The 18,744-nt window shown below is 59.9% G+C and carries 16 protein-coding genes; 3 read left to right on the forward strand and 13 right to left on the reverse strand.

Annotated features, from left to right (window positions below; translation table 11 throughout):
- Nucleotides 1-333: 333 nt before the first annotated feature.
- The 5 genes from F8N62_RS20845 to F8N62_RS20865 all read right to left on the reverse strand — a co-directional run bounded on the left by F8N62_RS20845 (nucleotide 334) and on the right by F8N62_RS20865 (nucleotide 5,050).
- Nucleotides 334-1,053 (reverse strand): hypothetical protein, encoded by a 720-nt coding sequence (locus F8N62_RS20845; protein ID WP_150712447.1) that lies wholly within the window; start codon nucleotides 1,051-1,053, stop codon nucleotides 334-336.
- Between the two features lie 497 nt (nucleotides 1,054-1,550).
- The gene (tcyN, locus tag F8N62_RS20850) at nucleotides 1,551-2,306 is read right to left on the reverse strand and encodes an L-cystine ABC transporter ATP-binding protein TcyN (protein WP_150712448.1); all 756 of its coding nucleotides are present in this window, start codon (nucleotides 2,304-2,306) and stop codon (nucleotides 1,551-1,553) included.
- 4 nt (nucleotides 2,307-2,310) lie between these two features.
- Nucleotides 2,311-2,976 (reverse strand): cystine ABC transporter permease, encoded by a 666-nt coding sequence (tcyL, locus tag F8N62_RS20855; protein WP_150712449.1) that lies wholly within the window; start codon nucleotides 2,974-2,976, stop codon nucleotides 2,311-2,313.
- A complete protein-coding gene (gene tcyJ / locus F8N62_RS20860; RefSeq protein WP_150712450.1) occupies nucleotides 2,976-3,770 on the reverse strand; it encodes a cystine ABC transporter substrate-binding protein in 795 nt (264 codons plus the stop codon). Before tcyJ ends, tcyL begins: the two co-directional genes overlap by 1 nt.
- A gap of 287 nt (nucleotides 3,771-4,057) precedes the next feature.
- The gene (locus tag F8N62_RS20865) at nucleotides 4,058-5,050 is read right to left on the reverse strand and encodes a D-cysteine desulfhydrase (RefSeq protein WP_150712451.1); all 993 of its coding nucleotides are present in this window, start codon (nucleotides 5,048-5,050) and stop codon (nucleotides 4,058-4,060) included.
- A 190-nt stretch (nucleotides 5,051-5,240) separates the two neighbouring features.
- Here F8N62_RS20865 and epsC point away from each other — a divergent pair, with 190 nt between their 5' ends.
- Entirely contained in the window at nucleotides 5,241-6,161 is a 921-nt protein-coding gene (gene epsC, locus F8N62_RS20870) for a serine O-acetyltransferase EpsC (protein WP_150712452.1), read from the forward strand.
- Between the two features lie 384 nt (nucleotides 6,162-6,545).
- Nucleotides 6,546-8,501: a choline transporter BetT gene (gene betT / locus F8N62_RS20875; RefSeq protein WP_191632412.1), complete on the forward strand. Its 1,956-nt coding sequence runs from the start codon at nucleotides 6,546-6,548 to the stop codon at nucleotides 8,499-8,501.
- A 2-nt stretch (nucleotides 8,502-8,503) separates the two neighbouring features.
- Here betT and F8N62_RS20880 read toward each other — a convergent pair whose 3' ends face one another.
- Complete coding sequence (locus tag F8N62_RS20880) at nucleotides 8,504-8,764, reverse strand: hypothetical protein (RefSeq protein ID WP_150712454.1); 261 nt, start codon at nucleotides 8,762-8,764, stop codon at nucleotides 8,504-8,506.
- A gap of 314 nt (nucleotides 8,765-9,078) precedes the next feature.
- Here F8N62_RS20880 and mgrA point away from each other — a divergent pair, with 314 nt between their 5' ends.
- A complete protein-coding gene (mgrA, locus tag F8N62_RS20885) occupies nucleotides 9,079-10,116 on the forward strand; it encodes an L-glyceraldehyde 3-phosphate reductase (protein WP_150712455.1) in 1,038 nt (345 codons plus the stop codon).
- Nucleotides 10,117-10,277: 161 nt separating this feature from the next.
- Here the strand turns inward: mgrA and tauD are convergent, their stop codons facing one another.
- The 7 genes from tauD to F8N62_RS20920 form a co-directional block, all read right to left on the reverse strand.
- On the reverse strand, nucleotides 10,278-11,120 hold the full coding sequence (gene tauD / locus F8N62_RS20890; RefSeq protein WP_150712456.1) for a taurine dioxygenase: 843 nt from the start codon (nucleotides 11,118-11,120) through the stop codon (nucleotides 10,278-10,280).
- 145 nt (nucleotides 11,121-11,265) lie between these two features.
- Nucleotides 11,266-12,099 carry a taurine ABC transporter permease TauC gene (gene tauC, locus F8N62_RS20895; RefSeq protein ID WP_150712457.1) on the reverse strand — a complete coding sequence of 278 codons (834 nt, stop codon included), beginning with the start codon at nucleotides 12,097-12,099 and terminating at the stop codon, nucleotides 11,266-11,268.
- Nucleotides 12,096-12,890, reverse strand: coding sequence for a taurine ABC transporter ATP-binding subunit (gene tauB, locus F8N62_RS20900; RefSeq protein WP_150712458.1), 795 nt, complete (start codon nucleotides 12,888-12,890; stop codon nucleotides 12,096-12,098). The genes tauC and tauB overlap by 4 nt, the downstream gene beginning before the upstream one ends.
- A gap of 16 nt (nucleotides 12,891-12,906) precedes the next feature.
- Nucleotides 12,907-13,884: a taurine ABC transporter substrate-binding protein gene (gene tauA / locus F8N62_RS20905; protein WP_150712459.1), complete on the reverse strand. Its 978-nt coding sequence runs from the start codon at nucleotides 13,882-13,884 to the stop codon at nucleotides 12,907-12,909.
- A 213-nt stretch (nucleotides 13,885-14,097) separates the two neighbouring features.
- Entirely contained in the window at nucleotides 14,098-15,681 is a 1,584-nt protein-coding gene (gshA, locus tag F8N62_RS20910; RefSeq protein ID WP_150712460.1) for a glutamate--cysteine ligase, read from the reverse strand.
- A gap of 269 nt (nucleotides 15,682-15,950) precedes the next feature.
- Entirely contained in the window at nucleotides 15,951-16,334 is a 384-nt protein-coding gene (locus F8N62_RS20915; RefSeq protein ID WP_150712461.1) for a PaaI family thioesterase, read from the reverse strand.
- On the reverse strand, nucleotides 16,334-18,658 hold the full coding sequence (locus F8N62_RS20920; protein ID WP_150712462.1) for a Tex family protein: 2,325 nt from the start codon (nucleotides 18,656-18,658) through the stop codon (nucleotides 16,334-16,336). The genes F8N62_RS20915 and F8N62_RS20920 overlap by 1 nt, the downstream gene beginning before the upstream one ends.
- Nucleotides 18,659-18,744 lie beyond the last annotated feature (86 nt).

Genomic DNA, 18,744 nt, shown 5'->3' on the forward strand with positions numbered 1-18,744 from the left:
AATGCCCTGGCGATCTGCACTGGGGTGATTGTGTTCCGGACCATACCTACCTCACATCTCATGGGATCGCCGCGAGGGTGGCGGCGAAAGAAAACAAGAATGTCCGGTGGTCCGGTGCATATACCCTAAACGTGTGTAAAAAATTAATAAACTAACTTTTAGGAATATGAATAGAAGTGTGTCGTGCGCAACTGTATGCAGGGCAACACTTTGTCTTTGTAGCAACAGACACACTTCTGTAGGGAGCGAGCTTGCTCGCGATGGGCGTTAACGATGACGTGGGTTTCCTGGAGGATCACGGCGTCCCTGAGTCCATCGCGAGCAAGCTCGCTCCTACAGAGGGCGGGCTTTTGTGCATCCTATTTTCAAGTTGCGGGCCGGCGCCCAACGGGAGTTGTTGCCCACCCGGTCGAGGATGCAGTAGGTCACCTCCAGCCGCAGGTCTTCGCCCGCTTCGACAATGATTGCCGGCGGCACCCAGACTTGCACCGGCTGGCCGACATCGCCGGCCTTGAGTCGTGGCAGGTCCATCCGCGCATCGCCCCAGCGCAACGTGATCTCGTCGTCTACAGCCATGTTCAGGTACGGCTCGATGGTCAGGGGAACACCGCGCTTGATCTGGTTCGGGTTGACTCCCTGACGTCGAATGGCCTCGGGAATAATCACCGGTGCCAGGCTCTGGTTTTCGTCAGCGTACAAGGTAGAAGGCTGGCCTCCCGGGCAGTTCAGCTTGATCTGCACTCGGGTTGTCGGCGACAGCGCGGGCTCTTGGCCGACCTGCATGAGCCGGTAGTGAATGCGCGAGGAGCCATTGGCGATAAAGCTTTGCGGTACGCGCAGGCTGACGGCTTTCCCGACGTCGTGGGTATTCAACACCCTGGAGGCCACGTAGCAGTTATCCCAGAACAACTCGATCAGGTCGCCTTCGTCCATGTCGGGGTAAGGCGCCACATCGATCAGCAGACGAGCCGCCGACGTCACGTTGATGCCGCTTTTGTGGGATTGCGCCACGGTCGGTGCCGCAAGTTCTTTTTTGTTCGAGATGTTTTGCATGGGTTTCTCCTTGACGTCTTGCAGCGAAGTCCATTTCAGGAATATAAAAAATGCGATTCACGAACAGCAAAACCGTTCATTACATGTATTTAAATAATAATGGGGCGTGATGAGTTTCGATTGCTGGAGACTAGATAAGAGTGCGCTCCATTGGGTGTCAATAGAGCGCATTAGTTAAAAGCAGGATCTGGCGTTATTCAGAAAGCTCCTACGTCTCGAAGTTAATAAACTACGTTGCCCTGTCGAATATTGCCGGCAAAACAAGCGGTTTTCGCCTTGGTGGCGCGGAGGTTACCCATGTCTCACCACATTTCAGGCGAGATCATAGTAAAGACGTTCAGTCGGTTACAGGGCGTACATATGTACCGCAGCTTCTGACAAGAAGTTGTCTATCGTGCGGACACATTTATATAGATTCAGTTTTGTTCGATAGGCGAGGGGGGGTGAAGACGGGGGCACTTCCATCCATGGAAGTTACGCGGCGGTGCGCATGTGTTTCAGGCGTGAGTGTTATTCAGAAACTTGCTGAGAAACTGTTTTGTCCGTTCCTCTTTCGGGTTGGCAAACAATGCCTTCGCTTCACCTTGCTCGACGATTACACCCTTGTCGAAAAACACCACGCGGTTGGCCACGTCGCGGGCGAAGCCCATTTCGTGGGTGACGATGACCATGGTGCGCTTCTCTTCGGCCAGGCTGCGGATGGTCGCCAGCACTTCGCCGACCAGCTCCGGGTCGAGCGCCGAGGTGGGTTCGTCGAACAGAATCACCTCGGGCTCCATCGCCAGCGCACGGGCAATCGCGACACGCTGTTGCTGACCGCCGGACAGGCGTCGCGGGTAAGCGTCTTCCTTGCCAGCCAGGCCGACCCTGGCCATGAGCTTTTTACCCAGGGCAACGGCGTCGGCGTGCGGCATCTTCTTGACGATGACCGGGCCTTCGATGACGTTTTCCAGGGCGGTGCGATGGGGAAACAGGTTGAAGTTCTGGAACACGAAACCCACGTGCTGACGCAAACGACGCACCAGACTCTGCTGCTGGTTCAACGGACGGCTGCCATCGATCTCGATGTCACCGACCTTGATCCGGCCGCTGCTGGGTTCTTCGAGGAAATTCAGGCAACGCAGGAAGGTGGTTTTCCCCGAGCCGCTCGGCCCGATGATCGCCACCACCTCGCCTTCCTTCACCTCCAGATCAATGCCGTTAAGCACTACTTGACCCTTGAACTGCTTTGTCAGTTTTTCCACGACAATCATGGGGTCAGGACTCCTGGTCGTGCCGATTGACCCGTGCTTCCAACTGGTTCTGCAGGTGCGACAGCACCGTGGCCAGAACCCAGTAGATCAGCGCGGCGGCAAGGTACATGGTGAACACTTCGAAGGTGCGCGCTGTGATCAGCTGCGCCTGACGGAACAGCTCCGGCACCTGGATGGTGGCGGCCAGCGCGGTGTCCTTTACCAGCGAAATGAAGCTGTTACCCAGCGGCGGCAATGCGGTGCGCATCGCTTGTGGGATGATGGCCCGGCGCAGGGTCTGCGCACGGGTCATGCCAATGCTGGCGGCAGCTTCCCACTGACCGCGCTCGATGGAGCTGATCGCGGAACGCAGGATTTCACAGGCGTAAGCGGCCATGTTCAGCGAGAAGCCGATCAGGGCCGCCGGCAGCGGATCGAGTTCCATACCCAATTGCGGCAAGCCGTAATAGATCACGAACAGTTGCACCAGCAACGGCGTGCCGCGAAAGAACGACACGTAGATGCGGGCGATCCAGCTGACCAGCTTGAAGCGCGACAGGCGCATCAGTGCCAGGCCGAAGCCCAGCATGAGGCCGAAGAACATCCCGCCCAGGCTCAAGATGACCGTGTAGTAGGCCCCCTTGAGCAGGAACGGCAGGGAGTCCAGTGCGAGTTGGAAAGCTTCTTCCATTACTGAGTAACGTCAGCGCTGAAGTATTTTTCCGAAAGCTTTTTCAGCGTTCCATCGGCACGCAGCTTGTCGATGGCTTTGTTCACCGCAGCCAGCAGTTCAGGCTCGCCTTTGCGCAGAGTAATACCGGCTTCCTGACGGGAGAACGCTTCGCCGGCGGCAACAGTGTCCTTGGCCTTCCTGGCGTATTCGAGTGCGGCGAGGCGATCGATCAGAATGGCGTCAATGCGGCCGACGCGCAGATCCTGGAACTTGGTCGGATCATCGTCATAGGTCTTGATGATCGCTTTCGGCTGGTTGTCCTTGAGCCATTGCTCGTAGTTGGTCCCCAGACCAACGCCGACTTTCTTGCCCGCCAGATCGTCAGCAGTCTTGATGGTGTCTTTGTTCTTGGTCAGAACCAGTGCCTGAATCCCGGAGACAGTGTACGGCTCGGAGAAGTCATACTTCTTCTTGCGCTCTTCGGAGATGGTCACCTGGTTGATCACCGCGTCCAGACGCTTGGATTCCAGCGCCGCAAGGATGCCGTCCCATTTGGTCGGTTGCAGCTTGACCTTCACGCCCAGTTCTTTGGCCAGGGCTTCGGAGAATTCGACTTCGAAGCCGGCCAGTTTGCCGTCGGCGTCGACGAAACTGAACGGTGGATAAGTACCTTCCAGACCGACGTTGATCACGCCCGCGTCCTTGATTTTTTGCAGTTGCTCACCGGCAACCGCTTGCCCCAGCAGACCGGCGCTCAGCGCCAGGCCCAGCGAACCTACCAGCAGATTTCGACGTAGTGCGGAAAAATTCATGACAAGCCCCTGTGTTTTCTTATGAAGACGCTTTTAGGAATGTTGGCAAAATCGGGATTTGGACGACTGCGATATCCTGCCCTAAAGCAGCGTATGCGTCTCGCTCCAAATTCGCCTGCGGCGTGACTATATGATGGCTTTTTTAGATGAGAAAATAATAAATATAGAGATAGTTATTCTATCTGGAAATATATGGTGTCTGATTAAAAGATCGCAGCCTTCGGCAGCTCCTACGGGGGCCGCGCAGTGTAGGAGCTGCCGGAGGCTGCGATCAGTTGACCTTTGCCTTACAGCGACGCTGTATACGCAAACAACGCTGGCGCCCCGCCGGTGTGCAGGAAGATGATCGGCCCCTCATCAAACCGCTGACGCCCGATCCCGTCGAGCAAGCCCGCCATGGCCTTGCCCGTGTACACCGGATCCAGCAGCAACCCTTCCTGGCTCGCCAGCAGCTTCAGCGCCGACAGCGTTCCGGCATTCGGCTCGCCATAACGCGGGCCGAAATACTCGTCCCATAACTCGACCTTGAAACTGGCCGGCAAGTTCACGTCCAACAGCGCTGCCGTGCGCTCGGCGAGGCCTTGAACCTTCGGCCGTTGATCTTCCTCGCTGCGCGAAACCGTCACACCAATCACTGGCAAATCCGGCAGTACTTCGCTCAGCGCGAGTGCCAGGCCGCTGTGGGTCCCGGCGCTGCCCGAGGCCAGAACCACCGCAGCGAAGGTCAGCCCGGTGTCCTTGATCTGCTCGGCCAGTTCCAATCCTGCGCGCACATAACCCAAGGCGCCCAATGCGTTCGAGCCGCCGATCGGCACGAGATACGGCTTCTTGCCATTGCTGCGCAGGCGCGCGGCCAGCGCTTCCAGTTGTTCGTCCGCATTGTCGAGGTTTTCTACCAGCTCAACCTTGGCGTCGAACAAGTCCAGCAGCAGCCGATTGCCGTTGCCGACGTAGTTGGCGTCGTCGGTGCCCAGAGGATTCTCCAGCAACGCGACGCAACCCAGACCCAGCCTGGCCGCAAGAGCGGCGGTCTGACGTACGTGGTTGGACTGAAGGGCGCCCGCAGTGATCAGCGTATCCGCGCCTTGAGCCAGCGCATCGGCGCCCAGGTATTCGAGTTTGCGCAGCTTGTTGCCGCCCATCGCGAGCGGCGTCAGGTCGTCGCGTTTCACGTACACATCGCGGCCCAGCCAGGTCGACAGGCGTTCGAGTTTTTCCAGAGGGGTCGGGTGGCCGAGCAGATCGAGGCGGTCGAAACGGGCGAGCTGTTGTTTGATCATGGGTCCGTACTGGCGGTGGGGGATGTCAGGACTATAGGCACGGCTATTAGCATGGGCAACCGCCATTCACATATATCTAAAAGTGCTGAGCACAGCACAATCGGTTCTTGCTTCGGCTTCGTGACCTTGCCGTAGAGTAAGCGCCGTCAGCGCGGCCAGACAGTCCGGCCGCCGCAGTGGAGTTTTTACCGTGAGCGAGCGTTCCAGTCATTGGCAATTGCAGACCATCGTCAGCCAGCTGCGCACGGCGCGTGACCAATGGCGCGCGCAAAACGGCCGTGCCAGCGGCGAGCAGGGCGGTCGTGAATTGCCCTCGCGCGCCGCCATGGCGGAGATCCTTGAGGCGCTGTGCGGGGCGTTGTTTCCGATGCGCCTCGGACCGGTGGATTTGCGCGAAGAGAGTGAGGACTTCTACGTGGGTCACACGCTGGACGTTGCACTGAATGCCTTGCTGGCTCAGGCGCGTCTTGAACTGCGCTACGCCGCCCGCCACAGCGCCGAGGCCGACACTGAAGTCGAGGCCAAGACCATCCAGATCATCCAGGACTTTGCCCTCGCATTGCCAGGGTTGCGCAGCCTGCTGGACACCGACGTGCTCGCGGCCTATCACGGTGACCCGGCCGCCCGCAGCGTCGATGAAGTATTGCTGTGCTATCCGGGGATTCTGGCGGTGATTCACCATCGCCTCGCACACCATTTGTACCGCGCCGGGCTGCCGCTGCTGGCGCGGATCAGCGCCGAAATCGCCCACTCGGCGACCGGTATCGACATTCACCCGGGCGCGCAAATCGGCCGTAGCTTCTTTATTGATCACGGGACGGGCGTGGTGATCGGCGAAACCGCGATCATCGGTGAGCGTGTGCGGATTTATCAGGCCGTCACCCTGGGCGCCAAACGCTTCCCGGCGGATGAAGACGGCCAACTGCAGAAGGGCCATCCGCGGCATCCGATTGTTGAGGACGATGTAGTGATTTATGCCGGCGCGACTATTCTGGGACGCATCACCATTGGCAAGGGCTCGACCATTGGCGGCAACGTCTGGCTGACCCGCAGCGTGCCGGCGGGATGCAACCTGACGCAGGCGAATCTGCAGCATGATGACGGGACGTAGGAGCTGTCGAGTGAAACGAGGCTGCGATCTTTTCGAGCACCACCTCACATCAAAGTCAAAAGATCGCAGCCTCGTTTCACTCGGCAGCTCCTACGGCCAGCTCCTACGGCCAGCTCCTGCCTTGCGTTCCAGCAAAAACCTGCGAAACCCCACGTCATACCCTTCCTTGAGCTAGCGTACAAACAGTACCGCCGAGCCTTGCGATTAGTCCTTAGCGCCCTATCCATGTTTAACTTGAACGCTCATTCAAGTTAAACCGCCGGTTTGCTGCCCGCTCACAACAGGAGGCTTGCCCTTGCCGAGTCCGTTATTGATTGCCCGGTTTCATTCCCTTGAGGCGCACCTTTCATGAGTGCACCGTCCACCCCCGCCAGCCAGGTCCGCATGAACCCGCCGGTGTTTTACTTCGCGGCGAGCTTCATCCTGCTGTTTGGCATCGTCGTCATCGCCATGCCTGAACAGGCCGGTGCCTGGCTTCTGGAAGCGCAAAACTGGGCGGCCAATACGGTCGGCTGGTATTACATGCTCGCGATGACCCTGTATCTGGTCTTCGTGGTGGTCACCGCCTTGTCCGGCTACGGCAAGATCAAGCTCGGTGCCGACCACGACGAACCCGAATTCAGTTACCTGTCCTGGGCTGGCATGCTGTTCGCCGCCGGGATCAGCATCACGCTGTTTTTCTTTTGCGTGTCCGAACCGCTGACCCACCTGTCGCAACCGCCGCAAGGCGAGGCCGGCACGGCGGATGCGGCGCGTCAGGCAATGCAGATTCTGTTTCTGCATTGGGGCCTGCATGGCTGGGGCGTGTTTGCCTTCGTCGGCATGGCGCTGGCCTATTTCGCTTACCGGCATAACCTGCCGCTGGCGTTGCGCTCGGCGCTGTACCCGCTGATTGGCAAACGCATCAACGGGCCGATCGGTTATGCCGTGGATGGCTTCGGCATCATCGCCACGGTGTTCGGTCTCGGTGCCGACATGGGCTTCGGCGTGTTGCACCTCAACTCGGGGCTCGACTACCTGTTCGGCGTTGCTCACACCCAATGGGTTCAGGTCGGCCTGATCACGCTGATGATGGGGGCGGCGATTATCGTTGCGGTGTCTGGCGTCGATAAAGGCGTGCGGGTGATGTCCGACATCAACATGCTGCTCGCCTGTGCGCTGTTGCTGTTCGTGTTGTTCGCCGGCCCCACGCAACACCTGCTCAACACCCTGATCCAGAATATCGGTGACTACCTCGGCGCGTTGCCGATGAAGAGTTTCGACCTCTATGCCTACGACAAACCGAGCGACTGGCTGGGTGGCTGGACGGTGTTCTATTGGGCGTGGTGGATTGCGTGGTCGCCGTTCGTGGGCCTGTTCATCGCACGGATTTCCCGTGGCCGGACCATCCGCGAATTCGTCTTCGGCGTGCTGTTGATTCCGCTCGGTTTCACCCTGGCGTGGATGTCGATTTTCGGCAACAGCGCCATCGACCAGGTGCTCAACCACGGCATGAGCGCGCTCGGCATGTCGGCCATCGACAACCCGTCGATGACCCTGTACCTGCTGCTGGAAACCTACCCGTGGAGCAAAACCGTGATCGCGGTCACGGTGTTCATCAGTTTCGTATTTTTCGTCACCTCGGCCGATTCCGGCACCGTGGTGCTGTCGACGCTCTCGGCCAAGGGTGGCAACCCGGACGAAGACGGACCGAAATGGTTGCGGGTGTTCTGGGGCGCGATGACGGCGCTGGTGACCAGTGCGCTGCTTTTTTCGGGCAGCATCGATGCGCTGAAGTCGGCGGTGGTGCTGACGTCGTTACCGTTCTCGATGATCTTGCTGCTGATGATGTGGGGCCTGCACAAAGCGTTTTATCTGGAATCGCAAAAGCAGATCGCACAATTGCATTCGCTTGCGCCGGTATCAGGCTCGCGGCGGGGCGGATGGCGCCAACGCTTGACTCAGGCTGTGCATTTCCCCTCGCGCGACGAGGTCTACCGCTTCCTTGATACGACGGTGCGCCCGGCGATCGAAGAAGTGACGGCGGTGTTCGTCGAGAAGGGTTTGAACGTGGTCACTCAACCCGACCCGGCCAACGACAGCGTCAGCCTGGAAATCGGTCATGGCGAGGAGCATCCGTTCATCTATCAGGTGCAGATGCGTGGCTACTTCACGCCATCGTTCGCCCGCGGCGGCATGGGTTCCAAGGAGCTCAATAATCGCCGTTACTACCGGGCCGAGGTGCATTTGAGCGAAGGCAGCCAGGACTACGATCTGGTGGGCTACACCAAGGAGCAAATCATCAACGACATCCTCGATCAGTACGAGCGGCACATGCAGTTTCTGCATCTGGTGCGTTGACCCTAAGTCTCGTTGCTCAGCGCCATGAACAACACCAGCGACGCCACCGGCACGCCGAACACAATGCTGCCGACCACCAGTTCCGTCATCACAGGCTGGCCGGCAGTGACCACCCCAACGGCGCCGTTGATCATGGTCAGGGCCAGCCACAGGACGATGAAGCTGTAAGTCAGCGTCTGGCGGCTGAAGCCAATGTTTTCGCCGATGAACAGCATCAGCGCCAGAAGGATCAGGCCGAAGGTGATGATGATCGTGGTGTGCATGACTGCGTTCCTCCCTGCAGATGTTTGGTGCCTTGCGGAACCCTTCGCGAGCAGGCTCGCTCCCACATTTAGAATGCATTCCCCTGTGGGAGCGAGCCTGCTCGCGAAGGGTTCACTGTGGCCTGAAATAAGCATAGTTAAGCCAACCCGCCATTGACCCGCAGTATCTCCCCGACGCAGAGCGTGGGAGCTATCGTTTGTGAAACGTTTCAGCATTTTCTCGAGTCCGAGGTTTATCGGCGTTTGTCCGGGCGTATGCTGGGCAACTTGCGAAGCAGTCGATACCCACTTCAAGACAGACTAGAGAGGATCCGATGACCTACACCGCTGCCGAAAACCGCTACGACTCCATCCCTTACCGCCGCGTTGGTCGCAGCGGCCTGGTACTGCCGGCGCTGTCCTTGGGCCTGTGGCACAACTTCGGCGACAGCACGCCGATCGACACCCAGCGCGCGTTGCTGCGCACTGCGTTCGACCTGGGCATCAACCACTTTGACCTGGCCAACAACTATGGCCCGCCGTACGGCAGCGCCGAGATCAATTTCGGCCGTTTGCTGCGTGAAGACTTCAAGCACTACCGCGACGAACTGATCATTTCCAGCAAGGCCGGTTGGGACATGTGGCCCGGCCCTTACGGTCAGGGCGGCGGTTCGCGCAAATACGTGCTGGCCAGCCTTGATCAGAGCCTGCAACGGCTGGGGCTGGACTACGTGGATATCTTCTACTCCCACCGTTTCGACCCGGACACACCACTGGAAGAAACCGCCAGCGCACTCGCTACTGCGGTGCAGCAGGGCAAGGCGTTGTATATCGGCATCTCCTCCTATTCCGGAGTGAAAACCCGTGAAATGGCGGCGCTGTTGAAAGAATGGAAAGTGCCTTTGCTGATTCACCAACCGGCGTACAACCTGCTCAATCGTTGGGTGGAAAAAGACCTGCTGGACGTCACCGACGAACTCGGCACCGGGGTGATTGCGTTCACGCCGTTGGCGCAAGGCTTGTTGACCGACAAATACCTCAATGGCATTCCCAAGGATGCGCGGGTCAATCGTCCGGGTGGCGGCTCGTTGCAGTCTTCGCACCTGTCCGAGGCCAACATCGCCCATGTGCGCGGGCTCAATGAGATTGCCAAGCGTCGTGGTCAGAGCCTGGCGCAACTGGCGTTGGCCTGGACACTGCGCGATCCGCGCGTGACTTCGGCGCTGATCGGTGCGAGCCGGCCGGAACAGATCATCGAGAACGTCGGGGCGTTGAAGAATTTGAGCTTCAGCGCAGAGGAACTGGCGGAGATTGACCGGTTTGCCCAGGAGGGTGGGATCAATCTTTGGGAGAAGCCTTCGACGGCTGAGTAATTAGTCGGCACCGGATTATTCGGTGCCTTTCAGATCGCCATCGCGAGCAAGCTCGCTCCCACAGGTTCAGCGGTGTTTACAGGATCTGTGTACGACACGGACACTGTGGGAGCGAGCTTGCTCGCGATGAGGCCTGAACAAGCAATGAAGATGACAGGGGTTCAGCGAAAAAACGGCACATCCCCCAACACCGTAGCCCGCTGCATCACCCGCCGCGCCGGGCGGTAATCGTCCACCGCGTAATGCTGTGTCACGCGGTTATCCCAGAACGCCACATCGTCCTTCTGCCAGCGCCAGCGAATGGTGAATTCCGGCCGCGTCGCATGTGCGAACAGAAACTTCAAAATCGCCTCGCTCTCGGTTTCCGACAGTTCATTGATCTTCGACGTGAACCCTTCACTGACGAACAACGAGCGGCGCCCGCTCACCGGGTGCGTGCGGATCACCGGGTGTGACAGCGGTGGATTCTTGCGGCGTGCTTCTTCCCACTGAGCCAGTGCTTGCGGCGTATTGCCGTAGCGCTCCAGCGGAAACGAGCGGGTGAAATCGTGAGTGGCCGTCAGCCCTTCAAGCAAACTTTTCATCGGCGCCGACAATGCTTCATACGCCGCAATACCGCTGGCCCACAGGGTGTCGCCGCCGAACTCTGGCAGCAGTTTGGCGCTGAGCACCGCGCCCATCGCCGGGGTCGGCAGGAACGTCACGTCGGTGTGCCAGATGGCGTTGTCGCGCACGTCGGTGACGGCGGTGTCGAGGATCAGTACTTCCGGTTGTTCCGGCACATTCGGGTAGATCGGGTGGATGTGCAGGTCGCCGAAGTTGGCGGCGAAACGCGCCTGTTGTTGCGGCGTGATCGGCTGGTCGCGGAAGAACAGCACCTGATGCTTGAGCAATGCCTGCTCGATCGCATCGCGCTGTTCCGGGTTCAGCGGCTGGCTGACGTCGATGCCGTGGATTTGCGCACCGAGCGCGGAGCTGAGAGGAACGATGGTCAGGTTGCTCATGGTCTTTCTCTTCTATCCAGGGTGTCGAACACCGCCTCTGTAGGAGCTGCCGAAGGCTGCGATCTTTAGCTTTTCTGTTGGAGGGCAAGATCAAAAGATCGCAGCCTTCGGCAGCTCCTACAGGGGGGGGCAAAAACAGGGGGCGTTAGTGAGCCTGGCCGTGCCACGGCACCAGTTTGCGTTGCAGGGCGCGCAGGCCCATTTCCATGGCGAAGGCGATCAGCGCGATGACCAGAATCCCCAGCACCACCACATCGGTGACCAGAAATTGCGCGGCCGACTGCACCATGAAGCCCAAGCCGCTGGTGGCGGCGATCAGCTCGGCGGCGACCAGCGTCGACCAGCCCACCCCCAGACCAATGCGCACGCCCGTCAGAATGTCCGGCAAGGCGCTGGGTAAAATCACATGGCGAATCAACTGCGCCCGGGTCGCGCCCAACGACTGCGCGGCGCGCAATTTGGCCGGGTCGACGGTGCGCACACCGGTCGCCGTGGCAATGGCGATCGGGGCGAAAATTGCCAGGTAGATCAGCAAGACTTTCGACAGCTCCCCGATGCCGCACCAGATCACGATCAGCGGCAAGTAAGCCAACGGCGGAATCGGCCGATAGAACTCGATCAACGGATCGAGAATGCCGCGAGCGATACGGTTGTGACCGATGGCAATACCCACCGGAACGGCGGTCAACACCGCGAAGCCGAGACCCAGACCGATACGGCTGAGACTCGAGCCCAAGTGCTGCCACAAGGTCGAATCCATGTAGCCGGCTGTCGCCAGCAGCCAGCCTTTGTGCAGCACGGCGGACGGTGGCGGCAGGAACAGCGGCTCGATCATCCCGGTGGCGGTCACGGCCCACCACAGTGCAATCAGCGCCACCAGCGTCAGTACGCTGATCCAGCGCGTGCTCACACTGCGCCGCAGAACAATTACCGTCGAGCCTGGTTTCACCGTCACGACCGGAATTTCATAGCTGCTCATGCGCGCTCCTGCCGCGTGGCGGCGCTGCGTTGGTTAAACACTTTGGCGAGTACGTGTTCGCGGGTTTCGATGAAGCGCGGGTCGGACTTGATCGAGCGTGCCGATTCGCCGGCGGCGTAACGCTGACCGAAATCAAGGCTCAGGCGCTCGACGATCTGCCCGGGGTTTGGCGCCAGCAGTATCAGGTCCGTGGCGAGGAACACCGCTTCTTCGATGTCGTGGGTAATCAGGAACACCGGTTTGGCGGTGCGCTGCCAGACTTGCAGCAGCAGCTCCTGCATCTGTTCGCGGGTAAAGGCGTCGAGGGCGCCGAAAGGTTCGTCCATCAGCAGCACGCGCGGGTCGGCAGCCAGCGCACGGGCCAGGCCGACGCGTTGCTTCTGGCCACCCGAGAGTTGCCAGATGCGCCGATGTTCGAAGCCGCGAAGGTCGACCAGTGCGAGCATTTCCCGGGCGCGGATTTCGCGTTTGTCCCGGGATACACCTGCCAGTTCAAGACCGAAACCAACGTTGGCCAGCACGTCCTGCCAAGGCAGCAAGGCGTCGTCCTGGAACACCACGCCGCGTTCGGCGCTCGGGCCTTTGACCGGCACGCCGTCAAGGGTGATGCGTCCGGCGCTGGGTTCGACAAAACCGGCAATCAGGTTCAACAGCGAAGTCTTGCCACTGCCGGACGGGCCCAGAGCCACCAGCAATTGCTGGGGCCCGAGGCTCAGGGAAATATCCGCCAGTACCGGTTCCGGGCTGCCGGGGTACTGTGCGCTGATGCGCTCCAGCTGTAGCAAAGCCATCGCAATTGACTCCGGATCAGTTAGTGATGAACTTGGCGCTGACGTAAGGCGCGTAGTCCGGCAGCACGGCCTCGACCTTGCCTTGTTCCTTGAGGAACGCGGCGGTGTCGGTGATGGCTTTGGTGGTCGGTGCGCCAAGGGTGATCACCTGATCAGCCGCCAGCGGGTAGACGTTGCCTTGCAGCAGCAGCGGGATGTCGCTGGCCTTGGCACCTGACAGCTTCACCAGTTTGTCGACGTTGGACTGATTGGCGAGCCAGGCTGTCGGGTCTTTGCGGTACTCGGCGTAGGCGTCGAGGGTGACTTTGGCGAACGCAGTGACGATTTCCGGGTGCTTCTCGGCGAAGTCTTTGCGCACGATCCAGGCATCGAAAGTCGGTGCACCGAACTTGGCCAGTTCGCCGGAAGTGATCAGCACTTTGCCGTTTTCCTTGGCCACGCCGAGCGCGGGGTCCCAGACGTAGGTGGCGTCGATGTCGCCGCGTTTCCATGCGGCGATGATCGCTGGCGGCGCGAGATTGAGCACGGTGACTTTCGAGGGGTCGATGTTCCAGTGCTTCAGAGCGGCAAGCAGGCTGTAATGTCCGGTGGACACGAACGGCACGGCGATTTTTTTGCCGATCAGGTCTTGTGGTGTTTTGATCCCGGAACCGTCGCGGGCGACCAGGGCTTCGGCCGCGCCGATCTGGGTGGCGATGAGGAAGGTTTCTACCGGGACCTTGCGAGTGATTGCAGCCGTCAGGGGGCTGGAACCGAGGTAACCGATTTGCACGTCGCCCGAGGCGATGGCGGCAATGATGTCGGCACCGTTGTCGAATTTGCGCCAGTCGATGTTGGCGTTAGTGGCTTTTTCGTAGGCGCCGTCGGCCTGGGCGACTTTCGCCGGGTCAACGGTGGTCTGGTACGCGACAGTGACGTCAGCCGCCTGGGCAAACAGACTCGCTGCAGCCAGGGACGCGGCCGCCAGGAGGCGAAGAGAGAAATTCAGTTTCATTGAGAAGCTCCTTGTCAGGCGACCGAGTGTCGGCTTGAAAGGAGACTAAATGATCTAAGAATCCGAAAATAAATAACTTTTTCGAATGAGCTTATGAGCGGAAAATTCTAAGAGATCAAAAGATCGCAGCCTTCGGCAGCTCCTACAAAAAGCAGCTTGAAACCGATCAAAAGTAGGAGCTGCCGCAGGCTGCGATCTTTTTACAGGCGCTGATTAATTGCTAATCGCCAGAATACTGGCCTGATACGACCCGACAAACACATCGAAATCGCCCACCTCGTTCTGCTCCAGCTCAACCTGCTCCGCCAGCGACGAACGCGCCCGTTCTTCAAACCGCGCTTGATCTTCGGCGTTCAAAGGCTCGCTGCGGAAATACTCGGCATGAGCCTGGCTCTGGCGCAGGGAGAACTGGCTGAAACTTTCCTTGTGCTCCGCCATCGCTGCCAGCACCTGGGCCGATGGCGTCAGGGACGGATCCTTGACCTTGGCCAGTTGCGCATCCATTGCCTTGCTGTGCGCATCGCCGCCATGACTCTGATCCAGCAACGCGGCCAGTGGTGCGATCTGCTCCAGCAACTCGCTCGCCCATTCCTTGAGGTCAACCGGTTGCCCGTCGCGTTGCAATTGCAGGCCCGGACGGCGACCTTCCTTGACCACGCTGAGGAAGTTCGAGGTCGCGTTGCCACAGCTGTTGTTGGTCAGCAGCGGACTGTCATTCAGCGCGCAGTACAGCAGGAATGCATCGAGGAAGCGCGATTCCGTGAGGTCGATGCCCATTGGCAGGAATGGGTTGATGTCCAGGCAACGCACTTCGACGTACTGAATGCCACGGGCCATCAGCGCCTGAATTGGCCGTTCGCCGGTGTAGGTCACGCGCTTCGGACGGATGTTGGAGTAGTACTCGTTTTCGATCTGCAGGATGTTGGTGTTGAGCTGAACCCACTCACCGTCCTGATGCGTGCCGATTTCGACATACGGCGCGTAAGGCGTTGCCACCGCTTTGCGCAGGCTGTCGGTGTAGCTCGCCAGATCGTTGTAGCACGGGGTCAAACCGGCCTGAGCGTTGCTCTGGTAACCCAGATCGCTCATACGCAGGCTGGTGGCGTACGGCAGGTAAAGCGTATCCGGGTCCAGCTGTTCCAACTGGTGCGAACGGCCGCGCAGGAAACCGGCGTCCAGCGCCGGCGAAGCACCGAACAGGTACATCAACAGCCAGCTGTAGCGACGGAAGTTGCGGATCAGCGCGATGTAGGCCGTTGACTGATAGTCGCGATCAGTGCCGACAAACCCTTCCGTTTCCTTGAGCAGCGGCCAGAGCGCTTCCGGCAGGGAAAAATTGTAGTGAATCCCGGCGATGCACTGCATGGTCTTGCCGTAGCGCAGGGCCAGGCCCTTGCGATACACATACTTGAGCTGCCCGATGTTTGAGGTGCCGTAATAGGCGATCGGGATATCTTCCTCGGCCGGCAACGGGCACGGCATCGATGGACTCCACAGGTACTCGTTGCCGAGCTTGCTGTAGGCAAACCGGTGAATCTTTTCCAGGCTCGCCAGCGTATCCGCCGGGTCGGGCAGGGCGGGCGTAATGAACTCCAGCAACGACTCGGAATAGTCGGTGGTGATTTGTTCGTTGGTCAGCGCGGAACCCAATTCTTCCGGGTGCGGCGTTTGCGCCAGGCGACCTTCGCCGGTCACGCGCAGGCATTCACGTTCGATGCCGTGAAGGCACTGTTCGAGCAGAGAGAGGTGGGCGCGCTCACCGAGCAGAGCCAGGCGGCGGTTGAGAAGTTCGCTCAAGTTGGATTCCTTCACGCGTCAGTCGCCCCAATATGGGGGTGGGCAAGACGGTCTACAAGGGTGAAGTTGAAACTGGCGTTTTCGCCTGGTTTTTGAGCAGCACAGGCCAATGTCAGTAGCCGAGTCGCCACAATCCCTGTGGGAGCGAGCTTGCTCGCGATGAGGGCGTGTCAGGCAACATCATTGTTGTCTGACCCATCGTCATCGCGAGCAAGCTCGCTCCCACAGGTTTCGTAGCGCCGAAATTAACTCAAATCGATGACGGCTAGCTACAGGACAGCGAACGTGCCTTGTGCTTTTGCGACGAGTTTATCGCCCTGCATCACGTCGGCCTCGACCACCAGCGTGCGACGGCCCGGGTGAATCACCCGCGCCGTGCACATCACTTCGCCGTCAGACACAGCGCGGATGTAGTTGATCTTGCACTCGATGGTCACGCTCTGCTGGTCAAAGCCGTGGGCGCTGGAACACGCCAGCCCCATGGCAATGTCCACCAGACTGAACAGCGCCCCGCCGTGCAGTTTGCCCCCGCGATTGCGCAGCGCTGGCTCAAGCGCCAGGGCGACTTGCGCCACCCCGGTGTTCAGGCTGTGCAAACGACAGCCCAGCAACTTGAAAAATGCGCTTTCGGTGACCCCGGCAGGGAGCTCCATCAGCGTTTCTTCAACTGCTTGGCGTTGGCGAACAACGAAGCCATGGCGTTGTTGGCCGGGGCTGGCGCCGTGGTTTCCTTGCGCGGTGCGTTGTTCTGGGACTGGCGCGGTGCCGAACCCGGACGCGCGCCACGGGCACCGTCGATTTTCTCGCCCGGGGTGTCGCTCATGCGCATCGACAGGCCCACGCGTTTACGCGGGATGTCGACTTCCATGACCTTCACTTTCACCACGTCACCGGCCTTCACCGCTTCACGCGGATCTTTGATGAACTTCTCCGAAAGCGCAGAGATGTGCACCAAACCGTCCTGATGCACGCCGATGTCAACGAACGCGCCGAAGTTGGTCACGTTGGTCACCACGCCTTCGAGGATCATCCCCAGCTCCAGGTCCTTGAGGTCTTCGACGCCTTCCTGGAACTCGGCAGTCTTGAACTCGGGACGTGGGTCGCGGCCAGGTTTTTCCAGCTCTTGCAGAATGTCAGTGACCGTCGGCAGACCGAAGGTTTCGTCGGTGTACTTCTTCGGATCGAGACGCTTGAGAAAACTCGCGTCGCCGATCAGCGAACGGATGTCGCGATCAGTTTCAGCGGCAATGCGCTGCACCAGCGGATAGGCTTCCGGGTGAACCGCGGACGAATCCAGCGGGTTATCGCCGTTCATGACGCGCAGGAAACCGGCGGCCTGTTCGAAGGTTTTTTCGCCCAGACGAGCGACTTTTTTCAACGCCACACGGGTTTTGAATGCGCCGTGCTCGTCACGGTGGCTGACGATGTTCTGCGCCAGAGTCGCGTTGAGGCCGGAGATACGGGCCAGTAGCGCCACGGACGCCGTATTCACGTCCACACCCACGGCGTTTACGCAGTCCTCGACCACCGCGTCCAGACCGCGCGCCAATTTCAGCTGCGACACGTCGTGCTGGTACTGGCCGACACCGATGGATTTCGGATCGATTTTCACCAACTCGGCCAGCGGATCCTGCAAGCGACGGGCAATCGACACCGCGCCACGGATCGACACGTCGAGGTCCGGGAATTCTTTCGAGGCCAGTTCCGACGCCGAGTAAACCGATGCGCCAGCCTCGGAGACCATGACCTTGGTCATCTTCATGGCTGGGTATTTTTTGATCAATTCAGCGGCGAGCTTGTCGGTTTCACGGCTGGCGGTGCCGTTGCCGATGGCGATCAGGTCCACCGAATGCTTGGCGCACAGGGCCGCGAGTACTGCGAGGGTCTGGTCCCACTTGTTGTGCGGCACGTGCGGGTAAACGGTAGCGTGATCCAGCAGCTTGCCGGTGGCGTCGACCACGGCGACCTTGCAGCCAGTGCGCAGGCCCGGGTCGAGGCCCAATGTGGCGCGCGGGCCGGCCGGAGCCGACAGCAGCAAGTCGTGCAGGTTGTGCGCGAACACGTTGATCGCTTCGGCTTCCGCGCCATCGCGCAGCTCGCCGAGCAGGTCGGTTTCCAGATGGGTGTAGAGCTTGACCTTCCAGGTCCAGCGCACCACTTCGCCCAGCCATTTGTCGGCGGCGCGGTTCTGGTTCTGGATGCCGAATTGCTGGCCGATCATGCCTTCGCACGGGTGCATGGCGCCCGGCAGCTCGTCGCCGACTTTCAGTGCGCAGCTGAGGATGCCTTCGTTGCGGCCACGGAAAATCGCCAGTGCGCGGTGCGACGGCATGCTTTTGAGGGGTTCATCGTGTTCGAAATAGTCGCGGAACTTGGCGCCTTCCTCTTCCTTGCCGGCGATGACGCGGGCACTGAGGGTGGCTTCCTGTTTCAGGTAGCTGCGCAGCTTATCCAACAGGCCGGCGTCTTCGGCGAAGCGCTCCATGAGGATGTATTTGGCGCCTTCGAGGGCGGCCTTCACATCCGCCACGCCTTTTTCGGCGTTGATGAAACGGGCGGCTTCGGCGTCCGGCGTCAGGCTCGGGTCGTTGAACAGGCTGTCGGCCAGCTCGCCGAGGCCGGCTTCCAGGGCGATCTGGCCCTTGGTGCGGCGCTTCTGCTTGTACGGCAGGTACAAGTCTTCGAGGCGGGTCTTGGTGTCGGCGAGCTTGATGTCGCGTTCCAGTTGCGGGGTCAGCTTGCCTTGCTCCTGGATGCTGGCGAGGATGCTGACGCGCCGTTCGTCGAGTTCTCGCAGGTAGCGCAGGCGCTCTTCCAGATGACGCAACTGGATGTCATCGAGGCTGCCGGTCACTTCTTTCCGGTAACGGGCGATGAAGGGAACGGTAGAGCCTTCATCGAGTAGCGCGACGGCCGCTTCGACCTGTTGTGGGCGTACGCCGAGTTCCTCGGCGATGCGGCTGTTGATGCTGTCCATAAAACCACCTGACAAATTGTGAAAGCAGGCTCGCGGGCACAGGGATAAAGGCTCGGCGAGTCTGGTTGAGCGGCCTGGCCAGCGCC

The sequence above is a fragment of the Pseudomonas fluorescens genome, assembly GCF_902497785.1.
Classification (GTDB): Bacteria; Pseudomonadota; Gammaproteobacteria; order Pseudomonadales; family Pseudomonadaceae; genus Aquipseudomonas; species Aquipseudomonas fluorescens_BO.

Bases quoted from the DNA above. Each gene is read 5' to 3' on its own strand.
- F8N62_RS20845 (WP_150712447.1), bottom strand. From the start codon at position 1,053: ATGCAAAACATCTCGAACAAAAAAGAACTTGCGGCACCGACCGTGGCG.
- tcyN (WP_150712448.1), bottom strand. From the start codon at position 2,306: ATGATTGTCGTGGAAAAACTGACAAAGCAGTTCAAGGGTCAAGTAGTG.
- tcyL (WP_150712449.1), bottom strand. From the start codon at position 2,976: ATGGAAGAAGCTTTCCAACTCGCACTGGACTCCCTGCCGTTCCTGCTC.
- tcyJ (WP_150712450.1), bottom strand. From the start codon at position 3,770: ATGAATTTTTCCGCACTACGTCGAAATCTGCTGGTAGGTTCGCTGGGC.
- F8N62_RS20865 (WP_150712451.1), bottom strand. From the start codon at position 5,050: ATGATCAAACAACAGCTCGCCCGTTTCGACCGCCTCGATCTGCTCGGC.
- betT (WP_191632412.1), top strand. From the start codon at position 6,546: ATGAACCCGCCGGTGTTTTACTTCGCGGCGAGCTTCATCCTGCTGTTT.
- F8N62_RS20880 (WP_150712454.1), bottom strand. From the start codon at position 8,764: ATGCACACCACGATCATCATCACCTTCGGCCTGATCCTTCTGGCGCTG.
- mgrA (WP_150712455.1), top strand. From the start codon at position 9,079: ATGACCTACACCGCTGCCGAAAACCGCTACGACTCCATCCCTTACCGC.
- tauD (WP_150712456.1), bottom strand. From the start codon at position 11,120: ATGAGCAACCTGACCATCGTTCCTCTCAGCTCCGCGCTCGGTGCGCAA.
- tauC (WP_150712457.1), bottom strand. From the start codon at position 12,099: ATGAGCAGCTATGAAATTCCGGTCGTGACGGTGAAACCAGGCTCGACG.
- tauB (WP_150712458.1), bottom strand. From the start codon at position 12,890: ATGGCTTTGCTACAGCTGGAGCGCATCAGCGCACAGTACCCCGGCAGC.
- tauA (WP_150712459.1), bottom strand. From the start codon at position 13,884: ATGAAACTGAATTTCTCTCTTCGCCTCCTGGCGGCCGCGTCCCTGGCT.
- F8N62_RS20915 (WP_150712461.1), bottom strand. From the start codon at position 16,334: ATGGAGCTCCCTGCCGGGGTCACCGAAAGCGCATTTTTCAAGTTGCTG.
- F8N62_RS20920 (WP_150712462.1), bottom strand. From the start codon at position 18,658: ATGGACAGCATCAACAGCCGCATCGCCGAGGAACTCGGCGTACGCCCA.